This window comes from Chloroflexota bacterium, from assembly GCA_016235055.1.
Lineage (GTDB): Bacteria > Chloroflexota > Anaerolineae > JACRMK01 > JACRMK01 > JACRMK01.
The window spans coordinates 109,267-126,443 of record JACRMK010000078.1; the positions used below are offsets into that span (position 1 = coordinate 109,267).

General features: G+C 63.7%; 17 protein-coding genes. 12 read left to right on the forward strand and 5 right to left on the reverse strand.

All coding sequences use genetic code 11. The annotated features are described in order from the left end of the window. Positions 1 to 21: 21 nt before the first annotated feature. From nuoE to HZB53_19360, 12 genes are all read left to right on the forward strand, one after another. Positions 22 to 534, forward strand: coding sequence for an NADH-quinone oxidoreductase subunit NuoE (gene nuoE / locus HZB53_19305; GenBank protein MBI5879799.1), 513 nt, complete (start codon positions 22 to 24; stop codon positions 532 to 534). After that, positions 535 to 1,788: an NADH-quinone oxidoreductase subunit NuoF gene (gene nuoF / locus HZB53_19310; protein ID MBI5879800.1), complete on the forward strand. Its 1,254-nt coding sequence runs from the start codon at positions 535 to 537 to the stop codon at positions 1,786 to 1,788. Positions 1,789 to 2,037: 249 nt separating this feature from the next. Continuing rightward, positions 2,038 to 2,433 (forward strand): PIN domain-containing protein, encoded by a 396-nt coding sequence (locus HZB53_19315; GenBank protein MBI5879801.1) that lies wholly within the window; start codon positions 2,038 to 2,040, stop codon positions 2,431 to 2,433. A 45-nt stretch (positions 2,434 to 2,478) separates the two neighbouring features. Next, entirely contained in the window at positions 2,479 to 4,968 is a 2,490-nt protein-coding gene (gene nuoG, locus HZB53_19320; GenBank protein ID MBI5879802.1) for an NADH-quinone oxidoreductase subunit NuoG, read from the forward strand. 169 nt (positions 4,969 to 5,137) lie between these two features. Continuing rightward, the gene (locus HZB53_19325) at positions 5,138 to 5,563 is read left to right on the forward strand and encodes a 4Fe-4S binding protein (protein MBI5879803.1); all 426 of its coding nucleotides are present in this window, start codon (positions 5,138 to 5,140) and stop codon (positions 5,561 to 5,563) included. Next, positions 5,563 to 6,105 (forward strand): cob(I)yrinic acid a,c-diamide adenosyltransferase, encoded by a 543-nt coding sequence (cobO, locus tag HZB53_19330; GenBank protein MBI5879804.1) that lies wholly within the window; start codon positions 5,563 to 5,565, stop codon positions 6,103 to 6,105. The genes HZB53_19325 and cobO overlap by 1 nt, the downstream gene beginning before the upstream one ends. A 246-nt stretch (positions 6,106 to 6,351) precedes the next feature. Further along, on the forward strand, positions 6,352 to 7,746 hold the full coding sequence (gene lpdA / locus HZB53_19335) for a dihydrolipoyl dehydrogenase (GenBank protein ID MBI5879805.1): 1,395 nt from the start codon (positions 6,352 to 6,354) through the stop codon (positions 7,744 to 7,746). Between the two features lie 38 nt (positions 7,747 to 7,784). Continuing rightward, positions 7,785 to 8,663 carry a DMT family transporter gene (locus HZB53_19340; protein ID MBI5879806.1) on the forward strand — a complete coding sequence of 293 codons (879 nt, stop codon included), beginning with the start codon at positions 7,785 to 7,787 and terminating at the stop codon, positions 8,661 to 8,663. Positions 8,664 to 9,026: 363 nt separating this feature from the next. Next, positions 9,027 to 9,854 carry a transketolase gene (locus HZB53_19345; GenBank protein ID MBI5879807.1) on the forward strand — a complete coding sequence of 276 codons (828 nt, stop codon included), beginning with the start codon at positions 9,027 to 9,029 and terminating at the stop codon, positions 9,852 to 9,854. Positions 9,855 to 9,865: 11 nt separating this feature from the next. Then, positions 9,866 to 10,816, forward strand: coding sequence for a transketolase family protein (locus tag HZB53_19350; GenBank protein MBI5879808.1), 951 nt, complete (start codon positions 9,866 to 9,868; stop codon positions 10,814 to 10,816). A 4-nt stretch (positions 10,817 to 10,820) separates the two neighbouring features. Beyond that, complete coding sequence (locus tag HZB53_19355) at positions 10,821 to 11,453, forward strand: transaldolase (GenBank protein ID MBI5879809.1); 633 nt, start codon at positions 10,821 to 10,823, stop codon at positions 11,451 to 11,453. A 147-nt stretch (positions 11,454 to 11,600) separates the two neighbouring features. Next, a complete protein-coding gene (locus tag HZB53_19360) occupies positions 11,601 to 11,888 on the forward strand; it encodes a hypothetical protein (GenBank protein MBI5879810.1) in 288 nt (95 codons plus the stop codon). A 535-nt stretch (positions 11,889 to 12,423) separates the two neighbouring features. Here HZB53_19360 and HZB53_19365 read toward each other — a convergent pair. The 5 genes from HZB53_19365 to HZB53_19385 all read right to left on the reverse strand — a co-directional run bounded on the left by HZB53_19365 (position 12,424) and on the right by HZB53_19385 (position 17,173). Next, positions 12,424 to 13,074, reverse strand: coding sequence for a hypothetical protein (locus HZB53_19365; protein ID MBI5879811.1), 651 nt, complete (start codon positions 13,072 to 13,074; stop codon positions 12,424 to 12,426). An 882-nt stretch (positions 13,075 to 13,956) separates the two neighbouring features. Further along, positions 13,957 to 14,349 (reverse strand): iron-sulfur cluster assembly scaffold protein, encoded by a 393-nt coding sequence (locus HZB53_19370; protein ID MBI5879812.1) that lies wholly within the window; start codon positions 14,347 to 14,349, stop codon positions 13,957 to 13,959. 2 nt (positions 14,350 to 14,351) lie between these two features. After that, the gene (locus HZB53_19375) at positions 14,352 to 15,200 is read right to left on the reverse strand and encodes a sulfurtransferase (protein ID MBI5879813.1); all 849 of its coding nucleotides are present in this window, start codon (positions 15,198 to 15,200) and stop codon (positions 14,352 to 14,354) included. Between the two features lie 73 nt (positions 15,201 to 15,273). Beyond that, positions 15,274 to 16,176: a lipoyl synthase gene (lipA, locus tag HZB53_19380; protein MBI5879814.1), complete on the reverse strand. Its 903-nt coding sequence runs from the start codon at positions 16,174 to 16,176 to the stop codon at positions 15,274 to 15,276. A gap of 79 nt (positions 16,177 to 16,255) precedes the next feature. Continuing rightward, on the reverse strand, positions 16,256 to 17,173 hold the full coding sequence (locus tag HZB53_19385) for a 2-oxoacid:ferredoxin oxidoreductase subunit beta (GenBank protein MBI5879815.1): 918 nt from the start codon (positions 17,171 to 17,173) through the stop codon (positions 16,256 to 16,258). Between the last annotated feature and the right edge of the window lie 4 nt (positions 17,174 to 17,177).

The window sequence follows — 17,177 nt, forward strand, 5'->3', positions numbered from 1 at the left end:
CGCCGTATCAAGAGAGCGACCATGCTATCCGCATCCGCGCGCGCCGAAATTGCCGCGCATCTCTCCAAGTATCCCACCAAGCGTTCGGCCATCATCCCCGCCCTGCACATCGCGCAACGCGAGATCGGGTGGCTGCCCGACGAGGCGATGGTCGATGTGGCCGGCCTGCTCGACCTGCAGCCGACCGAAGTGCGCGCCGTGGCCGGCTTCTACTCGCTGTACTTCAAGGAAAAGGTCGGCCGGCACGTGATCCATTTCTGCAATGACCTGCCGTGCGCGCTGCGCGGTGCGGACGAGCTGATGCAGAAGGTCTGCCAGTCGCTGGGCATCGAGGCGCACGGCACGACCGCCGACGGCGAGTTCACGCTCGAGCCGGCAATGTGCCTGGCGGCGTGCGACAAGGCCCCGATGATGCAGGTTGATCTCGACTACTTCGAAAACCTGACCGAGGAGAAGGTGGACGAGATTCTGCGCGCCATCCGCAGCGGCGACATCGTCCTCGACAAAGCCTCGGTGGTCAGGAGCGCGCTCTAAATGGACTCTCACGTCATTCTGCGCCATCGCGATATTCCGAACATCAAGCAGATTGAGGTCTACCGCCAGCAGGGCGGTTACGAGGCGTTCCACAAAGCGGTGACCGAGATGAAGCCCGACCAGGTCATCGACGTCGTCAAGGCGTCGGGCCTGCGCGGACGCGGCGGCGCGGGTTTCCCGGCCGGCCTCAAGTGGTCGTTCATCCCCAAGGACATCTTCCCGAAATACGTCGTCGTCAACGGCGACGAGTCGGAACCGGGCACGTTCAAAGACCGCGAGATCATCGAGCAGAACCCGCACCAGTTCATCGAGGGTGTGCTGCTGACCTGCTACGCCGTGCAGGCCGCCACCGGATACATCTACATGCGCGGCGAGTTCAAGCAGCCGGCGCAGGTTCTGCAGAAAGCGGTGGACGAGGCGCGGCGCGCCGGCCTGATCGGTAAGAACGTCTTCGGCTCGGAATACTCGGTGGAGATTCACCTGCACCTCGGCGCGGGCGCGTACATCTGCGGCGAGGAAACGGCGCTGCTGAACTCGCTGGAAGGTTTCCTGGGCCAGCCGCGCAACCGCCCGCCGTTCCCGGCGGTGCAGGGCCTGTATGCCAAGCCGACCGTCATCAACAACGTGGAGACGCTCGCCAACGTCCCGCCGATCATCAAGAACGGCGCGGAGTGGTACCGCAAGTTCGGCACGGAGAAGTCGCCCGGCACCAAGGTCTTCTGCCTGAGCGGGCGCGTGAAGCGGCCGGGCAACTACGAGCTGCCGCTCGGCGTGCCGTTCAAGCATCTGATCTACGAGCTGGGCGGCGGTATCATCGACGACCGGCCGCTGAAGGCGATCCTGCCGGCCGGCGCCTCCGCGCCGCTGCTGCCGGCCAGCGTGATCGACACGCCGATGGACTACGAAGCGGTGCAGGCGGCCGGCTCGATGCTCGGCTCGGCGTCGCTGATCATCCTCGACGACACGGTCGACACGCTGTGGGCGGTCGAAAAGATGGTGAAGTTCTTCCGCCACGAGTCGTGCGGCAAGTGCACGCCGTGCCGCGAGGGCACCTACTGGCTGGCGCGCGAGATGGCGCGCATCCGGCGCGGCGAGGGCAAGCCGCAGGACATCGATCTGCTGCTCGACATCACGAAAAACATGTCCGGCAAGTGCTTCTGTTTGCTCGGCGACTTTTCGACCAGCTCGGTCACCTCGTCGATCAAGCTGTTCCGCGACGACTATGTGAAGGCGACCGGAGGCGGCAGGGGGTAGGTATGCAAAAACAGCGGGATGACGTCACACAGGTATTGCAGTCAATCGCCAGGCTGGAGAATGAATTGCGCCAGTTGCGGCAAGAGGTCATATCGCTTGTGCGCACGCAGCCTGAACTCGTCAAGGGTACGCGCAAGCATGGGTCGAAAGCGGCATCGCTATACGGGATCTTGCCGCCGGCCAACGTCCCGCTTGAGGAGTTTCGGAAATTGCGCCGGAGCGGCACGCCGCGCTCGCTGAGAGGCTAGTGTGCTGTACGTTGCGGACACACATGCTTTGTATTGGTACCTGACGGCAGACAAGCAGTTAAGCCGTCGCGTCAAGTCGCTCTTCGATGCACTGGGACTATCGGGCGACACCAATCATATGTTCATACCGACACTCGTACTTGCAGAAATAGTTGCGCTGGAGGAAAAGCGGCGCCGCAATACCGGATTTGAGGCGGCGGTTGAATTGCTTGAGCAGCACGCGGGTTTCAGCATCGTACCCCTCACTGTCGAGATCGTTGATTCGTCTCGCCGCGTGACGGGCGCCCCGGAGTTGTTTGACCGTCTGATCGCGGCAACGGCGCTGTCCCTTGAGGCCACGCTCGTTACGCGCGATGCGGTTCTGACCGATCTGCATATCGTGCCCACCTTCTGGTGATCATTTAGTCGGCGACGACGCGTGCGCCGAATAGAGTAAATAGCCATGCCCAATCTTACGATAGACGACCGACCCATTTCCGTGCCGAACGGCACCCTGATCGTGCAGGCCGCGCGCATGTTGGGCGTCGAAGTGCCGGTGTTCTGCTACCACTCGCGCCTGTCGCCGGTCGGCATGTGCCGCATGTGCCTGGTCGAGGTTGGCACGCCGCGCATGGGCCCCGACCGCAAACCGGTGCTCAAGCCGGACGGCACACCGGAGATCGCCTGGATGCCGAAGCCGCAGACGGCCTGCACCACGACCGTCTCTGAGGGCATGGTCGTCAAGGCGTACTCGCCCGCGGCCGTCGAGGCGCGCAAGGGGATCGTCGAGTTCCTACTGACCAGCCACCCGCTCGACTGCCCGATCTGTGACAAGGGCGGCGAGTGCACGTTGCAGGAAGAGACGCTCTCGCACGGCCCCGGCCAGTCGCGCTTCCTCTACAACGACAAGTTCCACAATGAGAAGAACGTCCAGCTGGGACCGCTCATTATTCTGGACCGCGAGCGTTGCATCCAGTGCTCGCGCTGCATCCGCTTCCAGGATGAGGTCGCCGATGACCGCGTGCTCGGTTTCTTCAATCGCGGCCGCGGTATGGAGATCGGCACGCTGTCCAACCCGCCGTTCGACTCGAAATTCAGCGGCAACACGACCGACATCTGCCCGGTCGGCGCGCTAACGAGCGAAGACTTCCGCTTCGGCGCGCGCCCGTGGGAGATGAAGTACACGCCGTCGGTCTGCACGCACTGCGCCGTCGGCTGCAACCTGACCGTGTCGTCGCGCAGCCAGACGGAGATTAAGCGCATCCTGCCGCGCGCGAACGGTGCGGTCAACGATATCTGGATCTGCGACAAGGGCCGCTTCGGCCATCACTTCGCGACCAGCCCGAGCCGCCTCAAGACGCCGCTCGTGCGCAAGAACGGTGAACTGGTCCCAGCGACGTGGACGGAGGCGCTGGCCGCCGCCGCTCACGGGATCGGTTCGGCGCGTGTGTCCGGTGGCGTGGCGGGCATCGTTGGCGACCGGCTGGCGAACGAGGACCTGTTCCTGGCGGCCAAGCTGTTCAAGGACGTGCTGCGCAGCGACAACCTGCGCGGGGCAGCGCCAGCCGACACGCTCAACGGCGAAATCGGCCTGGCGACCGGCAGCGACCTGTCCAAGCTCGGCAAGGGCAATGCGATCTTTGTGATTGGCGCGGACGTCGAGGAAGAAGCGCCGATTGCGTTCGTGCGCATCAAGCAGGGCAAGGAGTCCGGCGCGGCGCTGATCGTCGCGAACGGCCGCCCGACCAAGCTGGATCGCTACGCGACGACGCTGCGCTACCGCTACGGCGCGGACGGCCAACTGCTGGCCGCGCTGCTCAACGTCATCGTCGGCGAGAATCTGGCCAATGCCGAGTTCGTGGCGGCTCGCACAGCGGGCTTTGAGGCACTGAAGGCGGCCACCAAGAACGTTGCGCCGGACGGCGCCAACGCCGAGGCGATTCGCAATGCGGCGCGTGCGATTGCGCAGGCGAAGGACGCCGTGTTCGTGTACGGTCGCGAGTTATCGGCGGCGGGGCGTACGTTACTGCGCGCGCTGGCGCTGGTGACCGGGCACGCCGGCCGCGCCAACAACGGCGTGCTGCCGATTCTGGCGCACAACAACAGCCAGGGCGCCAGCGCGATTCTGCCGGCTGGCAAGCCGGCGGCCGCCAAAGCGCTGTACGTTATCGGCGCGGAAGCAAAACGCGACGACGCGCAATTCATGGTCGTGCAGGATCTGTTCCTGACCGATACGGCAAAGCAAGCCGATGTGGTGCTGCCGGCCCAGTCGTTCGCCGAGCGCGACGGCACATACACGTCGTACGAGCGCCGCGTCCAGCAGTTTGCCCCGGCGATTCTGCCGGTGGGCGAGAGCAAGCCTGACTGGCAGATCATCGCGGAACTCGCCAATGCGCTCGATGCCAACTGGCACTATGCCGGCGCTGGGGCTGTCTTTGCCGAGTTGTCCGCGCAGGCGTCCGCCTTTGTCGGGATGTCGCATGACAAGCTGGCCGGCAAGATCACGCGCTCGCGCGACCACTTCATCTATGAGGGCACGTCATACCAGACGGCCGGCGGCCAGGGTATGGTGTACCCCAGCGCCGCCGAGCGTGCCGACACGTCGTTCGATCTCGCGATCACAGCGCCGGGCCCGGTGTCCGACGGGCTCGTGCTCGTCGCGCCGCACGTGCTCTATGACGCCGGCACATTGATCGCCGAATCGACGCTGCTGCATGCCGTTACGCCGGACGCGTATGCCGACCTGAACCGGACGGATGCCGATTGGCTTGGAATTCATGATGGTGAGCGCGTGCGCTTGACTGTTGCCGGCAAAAGCGTAGAACTCATCGCGCGGGTGGATGGCCGCGCGCCACAAGGTGCGGTCGTTGCGCCGGCAAACCTGAAGGGGGCCGACACAGCGGCCCTGTTGAACGGCGCGATTGCCGTTCCGGTGAGCGTGGCGAAGGCCTAGCATACATTTGTTTTCCGCAGAGGACCCGGAGAACGCTGGACATGCTCTGGGTGTTCTCTGCGCTCTCTGCGTGCTCTGCGGTTCAACTTTGGTTCATGAATTGCGAGTGATGGCGTTCGTGGGTATAATCAACATTCAGTTGCGACACGCTATTTTGAGGGGATAACGTATGCCGACCGAATTTACCGATGCCCAACTGCAGCGCATGATCGAAGTGCGCAAGCGCCGCCCGCCGAAGAACCTGGCGGTCATCGATCAGACCGGCTGTACCGGGTGCGAAGTCTGCGTCATTTTCTGCCCGGCGGACTGTATCTACTGGGCGCCGAACGCGACGGGTGTCAATTCGGTGGTCGAGGTCGACTACGACCTGTGCATCGGCTGCACCCTGTGCGCGCAGAACTGCCCGTGGGACACGATTTTCATGCTGCCGTATGATGATGCGCTGGCGCAGGCGCCGGCTATGACCTTGGCCAAGGCCACAGGCGCGGACAAGACGGCGATGCCAGCCGGGCGCACTGCCTTGATGGGCGGCGACAGTGGCGACGGGGAGAAGGCGAAGAAGCCCGCGCCGAAGGCCGCCAAGGTAACTGCGTAGTGTCGCGCGAGTCGCGCCGCGGCCTGGTCATGGTTTACACAGGCAACGGCAAGGGCAAGACCAGTGCGGCGCTGGGCACGGTGGTACGCGCGGTTGGGTACAACTGGCAGGTCTGCATCATCCAGTTCATCAAGGGCTCCTGGCATTACGGCGAGATGGACGGCATCAAGCGCCTGGCGCCCAATGTCGAGTTTATTCAGGCCGGACAGGGCTTTTACAAGATCGTCGACGACAAGTTGCCGCCTGAAGTGCACCGACAGGCGGCGCACGAGGGGTTGCAACTGGCTCGCGAGAAGATCCAGTCCGGCAAGTACGATCTGGTTATCCTCGACGAGATCAACAATGCGATACAAACCGAGTTGCTGACCGTTGACGAGGTGCTGGGGCTGCTGGATATCCGGCCGCCCTGGCTGCACCTGCTGCTGACCGGGCGCGGCGCGCCGGATGCGCTGATTGAGCGTGCCGACCTCGTCACCGAGATGCGCGAGATCAAGCATCCGTTCCAGCAAGGGCTGTTTGCGCAGAAAGGCATCGATTTCTAGAGCGTTGTTAGGAATGATCTGATACGGCGCTTGTGAGCGTCATTGCGAGCCCCCGCAGGGGGCGAAGCAATCTCGGTTTCTGGCATGCTGAGATTGCTTCGTCGGCTTCGCCTCCTCGCAATGACCTTTGCGTATCGGTTATTTCTGACAACCGCTCTAGTTTCCGGGCAAGCGGACTGCGAGCCGCGGAGGGCGCTGTCGACAGCCGCCATCCGCCGCTCGCATTTTTTGTGCTAGGAGAGGGATATGAGCAACGCGAACAAGACGTATGACGTGGTGATTATCGGCGGCGGGCCTGGCGGCTATGTGGCGGCTATCCGCGCCGGGCAGTTGGGCCTGCACGTGGCGCTCGTCGAGAAGGAATCGACGCTGGGCGGCGTCTGCCTCAACTGGGGCTGCATCCCGACGAAGGCGCTGCTGAAGAACGCCGAGGTGCTGGCGTACATGCAAGACGCGGCTCGTTGGGGCATCGCGTTCGACAACCTGCGGGTGGACTGGGGCGCGGCGATTTCGCGCAGCCGGCAGGTGGTCAAGCGTCTGACGACCGGCGTCGCGTCGCTCATGAAGAAGAACAAAGTCGACGTGTACAGCGACGAGGCCGAGCTCGACACGGCGACATCGATCCTGCTCAAGAAAAGCGGGCAGAAGCTATCCACGAAGAACATCATCATCGCCACCGGCTCCAGCGCCAACACGTTCGGCTTCGCGGTGGACGGCAAGCGCGTCATCACCAGTAATGAGGCGGTGGTGATCAAGGACGTGCCGAAGCGAATCCTGATCATGGGCGCGGGCGCGGTCGGCACGGAGTTCGCGTCGATCTTCCGCACCTACGGCAGCGACGTTACGCTGATCGAGATGCTCGGCCATATCCTGCCGCCGGAGGATGACGAGATCGCCGACCTGCTGGCCAAGGAGTTCACGCGCCAGGGCGTCAAGTTGTTGATGTCGACGAAGGTCGAGAGCATCACGCCGAGCGACACCGGCGTAACCGTGCAGGTCACCGCGCCGGATGGGGCGAAGACGCTCGAAGGTGACGTAATCCTGCTGGCCGCCGGGCGCTCGCCGAACAGCAAGGGGCTGGGCCTGGAGAAGGTCGGCGTCAAGGTCGAGCGCGGCTTCATTGTCAGCGATGGACAGCAGCGCACCAACGTGCCGGGTATCTACGCGATCGGCGACGTGACCAAGCCGCCGCTGCTGGCGCACAAAGCGATGCGCGAGGGCGAGATCGCGGCCGAAGTCATCGCCGGCCGCAGCCCGAAGCCGCTCGACATCAACCTGATCCCGCACCCGACGTACTGCACACCGCAGGTCGCCAGCATCGGACTGACCGAGCAGCAGGCGAAGGCGCAGGGGTTCAAGATCAAGATCGGCCGCTTCCCGTATCGCGCCATCGGCAAGGCGCTGGCAATCAACGAATACGAGGGCCAGGTGAAGCTGGTCATTGAGGAACAGTACGGCGAGATCCTCGGCGCCCACATTATTGGCCCGGATGCCACCGAAGGCATTCATGAGATCGGGCTGGCGAAGAGCGCGGAGCTGACGACCGCTGAGGTCAGCCAGGCGATTCACGCACACCCAACGCTGGCCGAGGCGATGGGCGAGGCGGCGCTGGCTGTCGACGGCCACGCGATCCACATCTAGCGGCTAGCAACTAGTCGCTAGCAGCTAGTTGCTAGTCAATGCCTCTGGCCGGTGTACTTGCAGCGCTGGGTGCTGCCGTAATCTGGGGCGGGATGTACGTCGTCAGCAAAGTGGTGCTCGATGTCATCCCGCCCGTAACGCTCGTCGCCATTCGCTTTGCGGTTTCATCGCTTGTGCTGCTGACGGCGATGCGCCTCTCCGGAGCGCGGCCGCCGGCTAACCGACGCGATACGTGGTTTATCGTGCTGACCGGCCTGGTCGGGTTCGGCATTTCGATTGTTCTGCAATTTGCCGGCACGAAGCTGACGACCGCGGCCAATGGCGCGCTGGTCACCAGCGCGTCGCCGGCGTTTATTGTATTGTTCGCCTGGCTGCTGGCTGGCGAGCCACTGACGCGCCGGAAAGTGGCCGGGCTGGCGCTGGCGACGGTTGGCGTCGTGGTCGTTATCAACCCGACCGGCCTTTCGGCTTCGCTGGCGGGCAACCTGATCCTGCTCGGCGCGGCGCTGACGTGGGGACTATACTCCGTGATGGTGCGGCTGGCTGTGCGAAGCAGCCCGGCACTGACCGTCTCGGCCTATGCGGGGTTGGCCGGTGCGCTGTTCACGGCGTTTCTGTCGCCGTTTGAACTGGCCGGCTCGCCGATTGGCGATTTGACGCCCGGCATCCTGCTCGGCGTGTTGTACCTGGCGGTCGTCTCGACCGCGCTGGCGATGTACCTGTGGAACAAGGCGCTGGAACTGCTCGGCGCGGGCATGACGTCGATCTTCTTTTTCGCGCAGCCGGTCGCCGGTGCGGCGCTCGGCTGGCTGCTGCTCGGTGAGCGTCTGGACGCAAACTTCTTCGCCGGCGGCGCGCTGATCTTGTTGGCGGTCGCGCTGGCGACGCTGGGTGGCACGACCGCGCCGACGGATTGAACATTCGCTCGACCGGTCATCCATGTCCTGTGCATGGCGGCTTCGCCGCCGTCCGCCGCTTTGCGGCGGGCACAGGATGAAGCGCGAAGGCAAGACGTCGGTTTATCAGAACATTTCGCGCGCGAAGGACCTCAAATGCAGTCCTGCGCGGATCGGCCAGACGACATTTTCCTAGCATGATTCACGCTTCTTGTGGCGCTGAGATGTTTCGCGCGCGTGGCGTGTAGTAATTCGACAGTCTTGCCTTCGCGCTCAACATGACAGTTTGCACCCCGGCGTCCAATTCGCTAAACTAGAGCGGATGAAACCCTTCGGGCCTTCACGACCCGAAGGGTTTGACGCGAATCGTGTGAAAGGGGCGTTATGAGCAGTCTTGAAAGCCTTGCGGCGTTCGCGCGCCAGATGCGGCGCGACATCGTTACCATGACGACCGAGGCCGGATCAGGTCATCCGTCGTCATCGCTCTCCACCGTCGAAATCCTGACCGCGCTGTACGCGGGCGGCGTCATGCGGCACGATCCGCAGAAGCCGGAATGGCCGGACCGCGACCGTTTCATCATGAGCAAGGGGCACGCGGCGCCGGCTCTGTATGCCGCGCTGGCTGGCACCGGCTACTTCCCGCGCGATATGCTGATGACGCTGCGCAAGATCGACTCGCCGCTGGAGGGTCACCCGAACATGAAGCGGCTGTGCGGCGTCGAGGCGTCGACCGGCTCGCTGGGGCAGGGGTTGTCGTTCGGGCTCGGAATCGCGCTGGCAGCGCGGATCGATCAGCGCGACTACCGCGTGTATGTCGTGATCGGCGACGGTGAAAGCGATGAGGGGCAGATCTGGGAGGCCGCGATGGCGGCCGCCAAGTACAAGGTCGGCAACCTGATCTGCATCGTCGACCGCAACGGCTATCAGCAAAACGCGGCCACAGCGGTCATCATGCCCGCACTCGAGCCGCTTGTTGAGAAGTGGATGGCGTTCGACTGGCACGTACAGGCGATCGACGGGCACGACCAGTCGGCGGTGCTGGCGGCGTTCGACGCGGTCCAACGGGTGCAGAACCAGCCACAGGTCATCATCGCCCATACGATCAAGGGCAAGGGCGTCTCGTACCTGGAGAATGGCATCGCGCAGGCGCACTACCACGGTGTACCCCTGACGCGCGAGCAGGCGGCCGTCGCGCTGCAGGAGATCGGCTAGAGGTTACCACTATGAAAATGGGCAAAGCGACGCGCGACGCCTACGGCGACGCGCTGCTGGAACTGGGCAAGCAGAATCCGAACATCGTTATTGTGGACGGCGACGTGCAGAACTCGACGCGCGCCGAGGCGTTCGCCAAGGCGTTTCCCGACCGCGCGTTTCAGGTCGGCATCGCCGAGGCGAACCTGGTCGGTGTGGGCGCCGGGCTGGCGGCGGCGGGCAAGATTCCGTTCATCGCCTCGTTCGCGGTGTTCATGATGGCGAACGCGTTCGACCAGTTGCGCATGTCGGTGGCGTTTCCGGGCTTGAACGTCAAGGTCGTCGGCAGCCATGCTGGCATCAGCATCGGCGAGGACGGGCCATCGCAGATGGGCATCGAGGATATCGGCCTGGCGGCGCTGTTGCCCGGCTTTACTGTGATTACGCCCGCCGACGAGCACGCTGCGCGCGCGGCGACCCACGCCATCGCGGCGCATGTCGGACCGTGCTACCTGCGCACCGGCCGCCAGAAGGCGCCGGTCATCTACGAGGACGGCTGCAAGCAGTTCGAGATCGGCAAGTCGATCCAACTGCGCGACGGGCGCGATGTGACGATCATCGCCAACGGCCTGATGCTCGGTATGGCGCTTGAAGCGGCCGAGAAGCTGGCGGCGGAAGGCATCCAGGCGCGCGTGCTCGACATGCACACGATCAAGCCGCTCGATCACGAAGCGGTCGAGAAGGCGGCGCGCGAGACCGGCGGCATCGTTGTGGCCGAGGAGCACCTGTTGCGTGGCGGGCTCGGTTCGTACGTCGCCATGTCGGTGGCGGAGAACTACCCGACGCACATGCGTTTCATCGGCCTCGACGACGTCTACGCCGAATCGGGCGCACCGGAAGCGCTGCTGGAGAAGTATGGCCTGACATCCCACCATATCGCCGACTGCGCGCGCGAGCTTGCGCACCTGCCGCGCACCCGCTAAGCCTATGGCGATCTTTCTTGATTCAGCCAACCTCGATGACGTGCGCGCGGCCATGCCGCTCGGCTTCCTCGCCGGCATCACCACCAATCCATCGATCATCGCACGCGAGAAGCGGCCCGCCGCCGAGATCATCCCAGCGCTGCTTGAAGCGTGCCCTGGCATCGTCTTCCACCAATTGCGAAACGGTCCGGTAGAGTCAATGCTGGCGGAGGCGGAGCAGTACATCAAGCTCGGGCCGCGCCTGGGACTGAAGATCGCCTGCACGTTGAACGGTCTGACCGTGCTGCAGCGCATGTCCAAGCGCGCGACCTGCGCGATCACGGCGATCTTTTCAACCTCACAGGCGCTGATGGCGTGCGAGGCGGGCGCGCGCTACATCATCCCGTACGTCAACCGCTCCACGCGGCTGCTCGGTGATGGTGTCGCGCTGACCCGGCAGATGGTGGAGGTGTGCCGCATTGCGGGCAGTTCGACCGAGGTGATGGCCGCCAGCCTGAAGAGCACCGACGAGACGATGGCGGCGGTGCTGGCCGGCGCGCGCGCGGTGACGGTGCCGTGGGCGCTCATGCAGAGCATGGGTGAGCATGCGCTATCGCAGCAGGCGATCGCGGAGTTTGACGCGGCCGTCAACGGATAGACCGTCGGCGGCTCTTGCCGCCGACCGCGCTACGCAGCGGCCTCAAGCCGCTGCGCGTTAAGCGCGGCCCAGCATGAGGCTGGGCCGCAACGACACGCGCTGGCGTGAGGCCAGCGCGCAGCGACGGACAAACGGATGGCAGGCGCCATGACCGAATTGCAGCAGATACGCGCTATCCTTGAACGCGAGAGGCGGCGCATCGCCGACGAGATATGCCACTACCCGCCGCCGATCGCGCGCTGCGACGCGCAGTTCAACGGACTGCTCGAGGAGCGCGCCGCAGTGGCGCAAGCGCTGTACGATCTGGATGCCATCGCCCGCGGCGGGAGCGCCCCAAACGGACTGCGTGCGTTCGTGGATGCAGTCGGCGGGGATGTCAATAAGAAATTGTGGGAGGTGGTGTCAATTGTTAGTAGCCGAAGCCATGAGCCATAAACGTCTGCGGTTCAGCAACCGGGAGTGTTGAAGCAAACCCACGACGAATGTCCCCCGTCCGTACTCGTGTAATAGGGATTTGTTCGGTAAAACAAATGCTGAGTTGTGCTATAGCATCGGTACACATCGCAGCCGTAAAACCCGCTCGAATAGTATCCATCCAGCCCGACCCACGGGGTAGTTGCAAATACGGAGTTTTCTGCGACAGCCGCATCTTTCAAAGCCCAACCACCGTTCCAATTGCCCGGGTCGTTGCTAAAAGCATGCACTTCTGCGCGGACTGAGCCAATCGGGTTGACGGCAGAGGAAGACCCTCGCGCATAGTCCCCGAGCTGGACCTGCCGCTTTTGATAGGTCGTGCCCGCCAACTCCGTCCCGATTGGGTTCCAATACTGCGTTTCAGCCAGGGCAATCATTACCGACAGGCTCAGGAATAGCCCGATGGCTAATATCACACCTCGCCCCACGGACCATGAGAACCCGCTCATCGCTGCCTCCGCAAAGGTAAATTGTGACCGCCACGCGATAACCAGGATTATGGCGTGTTGCATCTGGACTGAATCCGCGTGCGCAGGCGCTGCATGAACGGCTTCAAGTCCGGCCTATCGAAATGGTCTTGCGTTTGCTGCCAGCATTTCCCCCGTTCATCGATTATCGAGTAGTGCGGTCGGCCTGGCGCGTAACCCTGCCCCCAGGGTAGGGGACTGTAGCTGGGATCGTTGGCCGGCGGTGGAAGGACTCTAAGTAGCTCGTTCATATTGACGTTGAGTCCGACGATAACCACACCACCGCGATACTGATCGGTCAGCCAAGCGGGTTCCGCCTCCGCCAGTGTCACATGGTCGACGATGATCGCCGCGATGGCGGGGCTGGCCGGCACTCTCGCTTCGGCCAGGCTGCTCACGACGCGAACCCCCTCGGCCTCAAAATCTGCACGCGAAAACGGCGACGCGCCCGGCGTCAGCGACGCAAGATAGATGATCTGTCCCGACGCCGATGAGACGTGGTCATCGGTGGAATTGCTTGCCGCTGCATGTTCCGGCATTTGCTTGATTGAGAACGAACCGACCGTCCCGGCGACCATGAGGATGGTGCAAAACACAAGAAGGTTGGTACGAGGCATTTTGGCTTTTTTAGGTCGCGCCGTCCCGCCTTTCAACTCGTTTTCAGTATTGACTATGCTCAAATCACAATCTCCACATGGGGCAAGTACCTCGTTCCGGTAAGCGGGCATCTGCCCTGCTCAAATCCTGCCTCGCGCCTGCGATTCATTCATCGGTTTGTGACGATAATGCACACGCAGCCTTTCGATGAGTGATGGGCGTGATTGTTTACACGCTTCGCTGATGGCAGCCTGCTCGATGGCCGCGCGGAAGAACAACGTACGGCCCCGCCGGCTCGCCGGCTACAACCGTCAGTTACGCAGCAGTGCCAGGAAGACTGCGCGACACAAGGGCAGCTGCGCCAACGCGAAACGCATCAACCGAAAATGCCGGTCGTCGGCCAGCGTGGAAAGAACGGCAAGTTAGAGGTGCGGCGCGTGCCGTTGCCGTGCGCGGTCTGGCTGCGGTGAAACGCTGAGGGATCGAGTGTCCCTGCGTGAGTTGGCCGGGCAAACGCCGCGATGTCCTCCCACGCAGAGGGACAGCAACGTCGTCACGGAGCTGCGGCGACGGATATCACGGCACAATATGCGTGGCCGTCACAGCCTGCCTTACCAACTAAAACGAACGGGCGCAATCTTTCGATACAATCGCAGCGGCATCAATAGCTGTTTCGCGGTGTTGATTCCGCTGCGTGCGTGACCGAGCAGGGCACCCAGAAACCGCCTGCGCCTGGCGATGGCCTATGCCGACCCCACGCTGGGTGCATCGCCGGAGAGCCGGCAGGTCAGAAACGCGCGTCGGCGTCACGTGTGGTCTCCGACGCTTGTGGCTGTACCCCTGTGCCCGCGACCGGCGGTCGTGGAACGGCGCGGTATCGGTAAGGTCGGCTACAGTTCCGCGGAGACAAATGAAAAGCGGGCGAGACAATGCGTCTCGCCCGCTTCGTCGTCCAGATCAGCGGCCTATGCGGTCATGCGCAGCTTGTCGCGATACTGCTTGACGGCCAGCTTGAGCACGTCGAGGCTCAGGGTCGCACAGCGTGGTCGTGTGGTCACAACCTCCCGGCCCATTTCCTCCTCGATGATCGCGTGATCCAGCGCCTCGATCTCCGCGAGGGTTTTGCCCTGCGCCAGCTCGGTCATGATCGACGCCGACGCCTGGCTGATGGTGCAGCCTTCACCGGTGAAGGTCACGCGAGCCAGCTTGTCGCCCTCGACCTTGATATACATCGTGACGATGTCACTGCACCCCTCGTGGCCGCCCTGCAACTGCGCCGAAGCGTCGGGCATCTCGCCCCGGTTGCGCGGGTTCTGGTAGTGATCGAGCAGGTACTCGATCTGCGCCTGGCGGTCCATGCTCACGGCTTGTAGTCTTTCTCGATCGGCGCGTTGACGAGGTTGCCCCACTCGGTCCACGACCCATCATAGTTGCGCACCTGCGGGTAGCCGAGCAGGTAGGTCAATACGAACCAGGTGTGCGCGCTTCGCTCGCCAATGCGGCAGTAGGCGACGATGTCACGGTCGGGCGTGATGCCTTTGCCCTCGTAGATTGCCTTCAACTCGCCGGCCGGCTTGAACGTGTTGTCTTCGGCCACGGCCATCGCCCACGGGATGCTCACCGCGCCGGGGATGTGTCCGCCGCGCTGCGCGCCTTCCTGCGGGTAGCCGGGCATGTGCAGCAGCTCGCCGGTGTACTCCTTGGGCGAGCGCACATCCACCAGCGCGCCCTTGATGCCCACGTGCTTCATCACGTCGTCGCGGAACGCGCGTAGGCGTGCCGCGGGTGCCTTGGCCTTGTACGTTGTCTGCGGATAGGCAGGCACCTCGCGCGTGGTCGGGCGGCCTTCGCGCTCCCACTTAGCGCGGCTGCCGTTCATGATCTTGCAGTTCATGTGGCCGTAATACTGGAACAGCCAGAACGAGTAGCAGGCGAACCAGTTATTCTTGTCGCCGTAGAACACGACCGTTGTGTCGCCGGCGATGCCGTGGGCGGCGCACAACTGCTCGAACGCCGGCTGGCTCAGGAAGTCGCGGCGTACCGGGTCCTGCAGGACGGTGAACCAGTCGATCTTGACCGCGCCCGGGATGTGGCCGGTTTCGTACAGCAGATAGTCCTCGTCGGATTCGGCGATGCGCACCGCGGGGTCTTTCAGATGCTGTGCAACCCACTCGGTTTCGACCAGGTATTCAGGATGTGCATACTGCATAGGTACTCCCTCCCAGGAGAAAGTTGCGTTCAGTTTCATAGAATACGTTTCAGCGGCAATACCGCATGGCCGGCTAAGCCGGAGCACCATTCGGGAAGAGCCGCGCCGCCTCCCAGGCTTTGTACGAAGAACGCACTAGCGGCCCGGACGCGACGTACAGGAAGCCCAGCCGCAGGCCGTCTTCGCGCAAGCGCGCGAAGACATCGGGGTGGACGTACTCCATCATCGGGTAGTGGCGGCGCTTGTCGGTTGGCCGCAGGTACTGGCCGATCGCCAGCAGATCGCAGCCCGCGCCGCGCAGGTCGCGCATCGTCTCAACGACCTCGTCGTAAGTCTCGCCCAGGCCGAGCATGATGCTGCTCTTAGTCTTCATGGCCGGTTCCATCGCTTTGACCGCCCGCAGGACGCGGAGTGTCTGGTCGTAGCCAGCGCGTTTGTCGCGCACGTCGTGCGTCAGGCGGCGCACCGTTTCGATATTCTGTGCGATGACCGCCGGGCGCGCCTCCACGACCTGCTGCAGCAGGTCGCGCTTGCCCTTGAAGTCCGGGATCAGCACCTCCACGATGGTCTGCGGCGCTTTGGCGCGCACGTGGCGGATCGTGTCGGCGAAGATGCCCGCGCCTTCATCGGGCAGGTCGTCGCGGTCCACGGACGTGATCACCACGTACGACAGGCCCATCTTGGCAATCGCATCGCTGACGCGCCACGGCTCCAACTGGTCGGCGATGCCGCCCGGGTCGCCGGTCGTCACGGCGCAGAAGCGGCAGGCGCGCGTGCAGACCTCGCCGAGGATCATGATCGTCGCGGTGCCCGCGCCCCAGCATTCGCCGATGTTCGGGCAGATCGCCTCTTCGCAGACCGTGTGCAGTTGCAGCTCGCGGAACATCTGCCGCAGGCGGGAATAGTCTTCGCCCCACGGCGCGCGCACCTTGAGCCACTCGGGGTGTCGCGGGCGTACCGGTGTTTCGTTCGACATGCGTGCTCCAGCCGATACGGAACGAGGGAAACAGGGCGGACCCTGTTTCCCTCGCGCCACGTCGGTCGTGTGAGAGAAACTAGCCTTTGTACCGCTCGATCAGGCTGTCCATTGAGAAGTTCGACCCGGCGCGCTCCCGAATCGCCCTGGCGTTTTCCGCCATGCTCGGCCGGTCTTCGGTGTAGAACTCGCCGAGGTAGAGGTGCTCCTCGTCCAGCGCCATCTTGAATGCCGCGATCTTGTCGCGCGAGTTGTGGTCCGCGGGCAGGGGCGCCGTCTTCTCTTTGAAATGATCGTACGTGTCGAAGAACGTCACGCATGGCGAGTAGATCTGGATGAACGCGAAGCCCTTGTGCGTCAGGCCGCGCTTGATCAACTCGACCATCTCCCTGGGCTTCGAGGAGAAGCCGCGCGCAATGTACGTCGCGCCGTAGGCCAGCGCCATCACGATCGGGTTGATCGGCGCATCGGAGTTGCCGTACGGCGTCGACTTGGCCGCTTTGATCTCGCCGTACGGCGCACCCTTCGGGCTCAAGCCGACCGGGCTGGTCGGCGAGGCCTGGCCCTTCGTCAGGCCGTAGATCTCGTTGTCCATGACGATGTAGGTCAGGTCGATGTTACGACGCGCCGCGTGCGGCAGGTGGCCGGCGCCGATCGAGAAGGCGTCGCCGTCGCCGCCGATGGCTGCGACCATCAGATCGGGGTTCGCCATCTTGATGCCGGTGGCCAGCGGCAGGGCGCGCCCGTGCACGCCGTGGAAGCCGTACGACTCCACGAACGCCGGGAAACGGCCCGAGCAGCCGATGCCGGAAGCGATGACTGCTTTTTCCGGCGACACGCCGAGATCGCTCAGCGCCCGGTAGAACGCCGCCAGTACGCCAAAATCGCCGCAACCCGGACACCAGATCGGCTTGACTTCGCTTTTGTAGTCGTTCGGTTTGAGCTTGACCTGGTTGAGCAGCGGCGCCACTGTGGATGTCAAAGGAATCGACGTCATGATA

Excerpts from the sequence above, each read along its gene's own strand:
- HZB53_19350 (MBI5879808.1), top strand. The coding sequence starts at position 9,866 with ATGAAAATGGGCAAAGCGACGCGCGACGCCTACGGCGACGCGCTGCTG.
- HZB53_19325 (MBI5879803.1), top strand. The coding sequence starts at position 5,138 with ATGCCGACCGAATTTACCGATGCCCAACTGCAGCGCATGATCGAAGTG.
- HZB53_19360 (MBI5879810.1), top strand. The coding sequence starts at position 11,601 with ATGACCGAATTGCAGCAGATACGCGCTATCCTTGAACGCGAGAGGCGG.
- HZB53_19375 (MBI5879813.1), bottom strand. The coding sequence starts at position 15,200 with ATGCAGTATGCACATCCTGAATACCTGGTCGAAACCGAGTGGGTTGCA.
- nuoG (MBI5879802.1), top strand. The coding sequence starts at position 2,479 with ATGCCCAATCTTACGATAGACGACCGACCCATTTCCGTGCCGAACGGC.
- HZB53_19385 (MBI5879815.1), bottom strand. The coding sequence starts at position 17,173 with ATGACGTCGATTCCTTTGACATCCACAGTGGCGCCGCTGCTCAACCAG.
- lpdA (MBI5879805.1), top strand. The coding sequence starts at position 6,352 with ATGAGCAACGCGAACAAGACGTATGACGTGGTGATTATCGGCGGCGGG.
- HZB53_19355 (MBI5879809.1), top strand. The coding sequence starts at position 10,821 with ATGGCGATCTTTCTTGATTCAGCCAACCTCGATGACGTGCGCGCGGCC.
- nuoE (MBI5879799.1), top strand. The coding sequence starts at position 22 with ATGCTATCCGCATCCGCGCGCGCCGAAATTGCCGCGCATCTCTCCAAG.
- nuoF (MBI5879800.1), top strand. The coding sequence starts at position 535 with ATGGACTCTCACGTCATTCTGCGCCATCGCGATATTCCGAACATCAAG.
- lipA (MBI5879814.1), bottom strand. The coding sequence starts at position 16,176 with ATGTCGAACGAAACACCGGTACGCCCGCGACACCCCGAGTGGCTCAAG.
- HZB53_19340 (MBI5879806.1), top strand. The coding sequence starts at position 7,785 with ATGCCTCTGGCCGGTGTACTTGCAGCGCTGGGTGCTGCCGTAATCTGG.
- HZB53_19370 (MBI5879812.1), bottom strand. The coding sequence starts at position 14,349 with ATGGACCGCCAGGCGCAGATCGAGTACCTGCTCGATCACTACCAGAAC.
- HZB53_19345 (MBI5879807.1), top strand. The coding sequence starts at position 9,027 with ATGAGCAGTCTTGAAAGCCTTGCGGCGTTCGCGCGCCAGATGCGGCGC.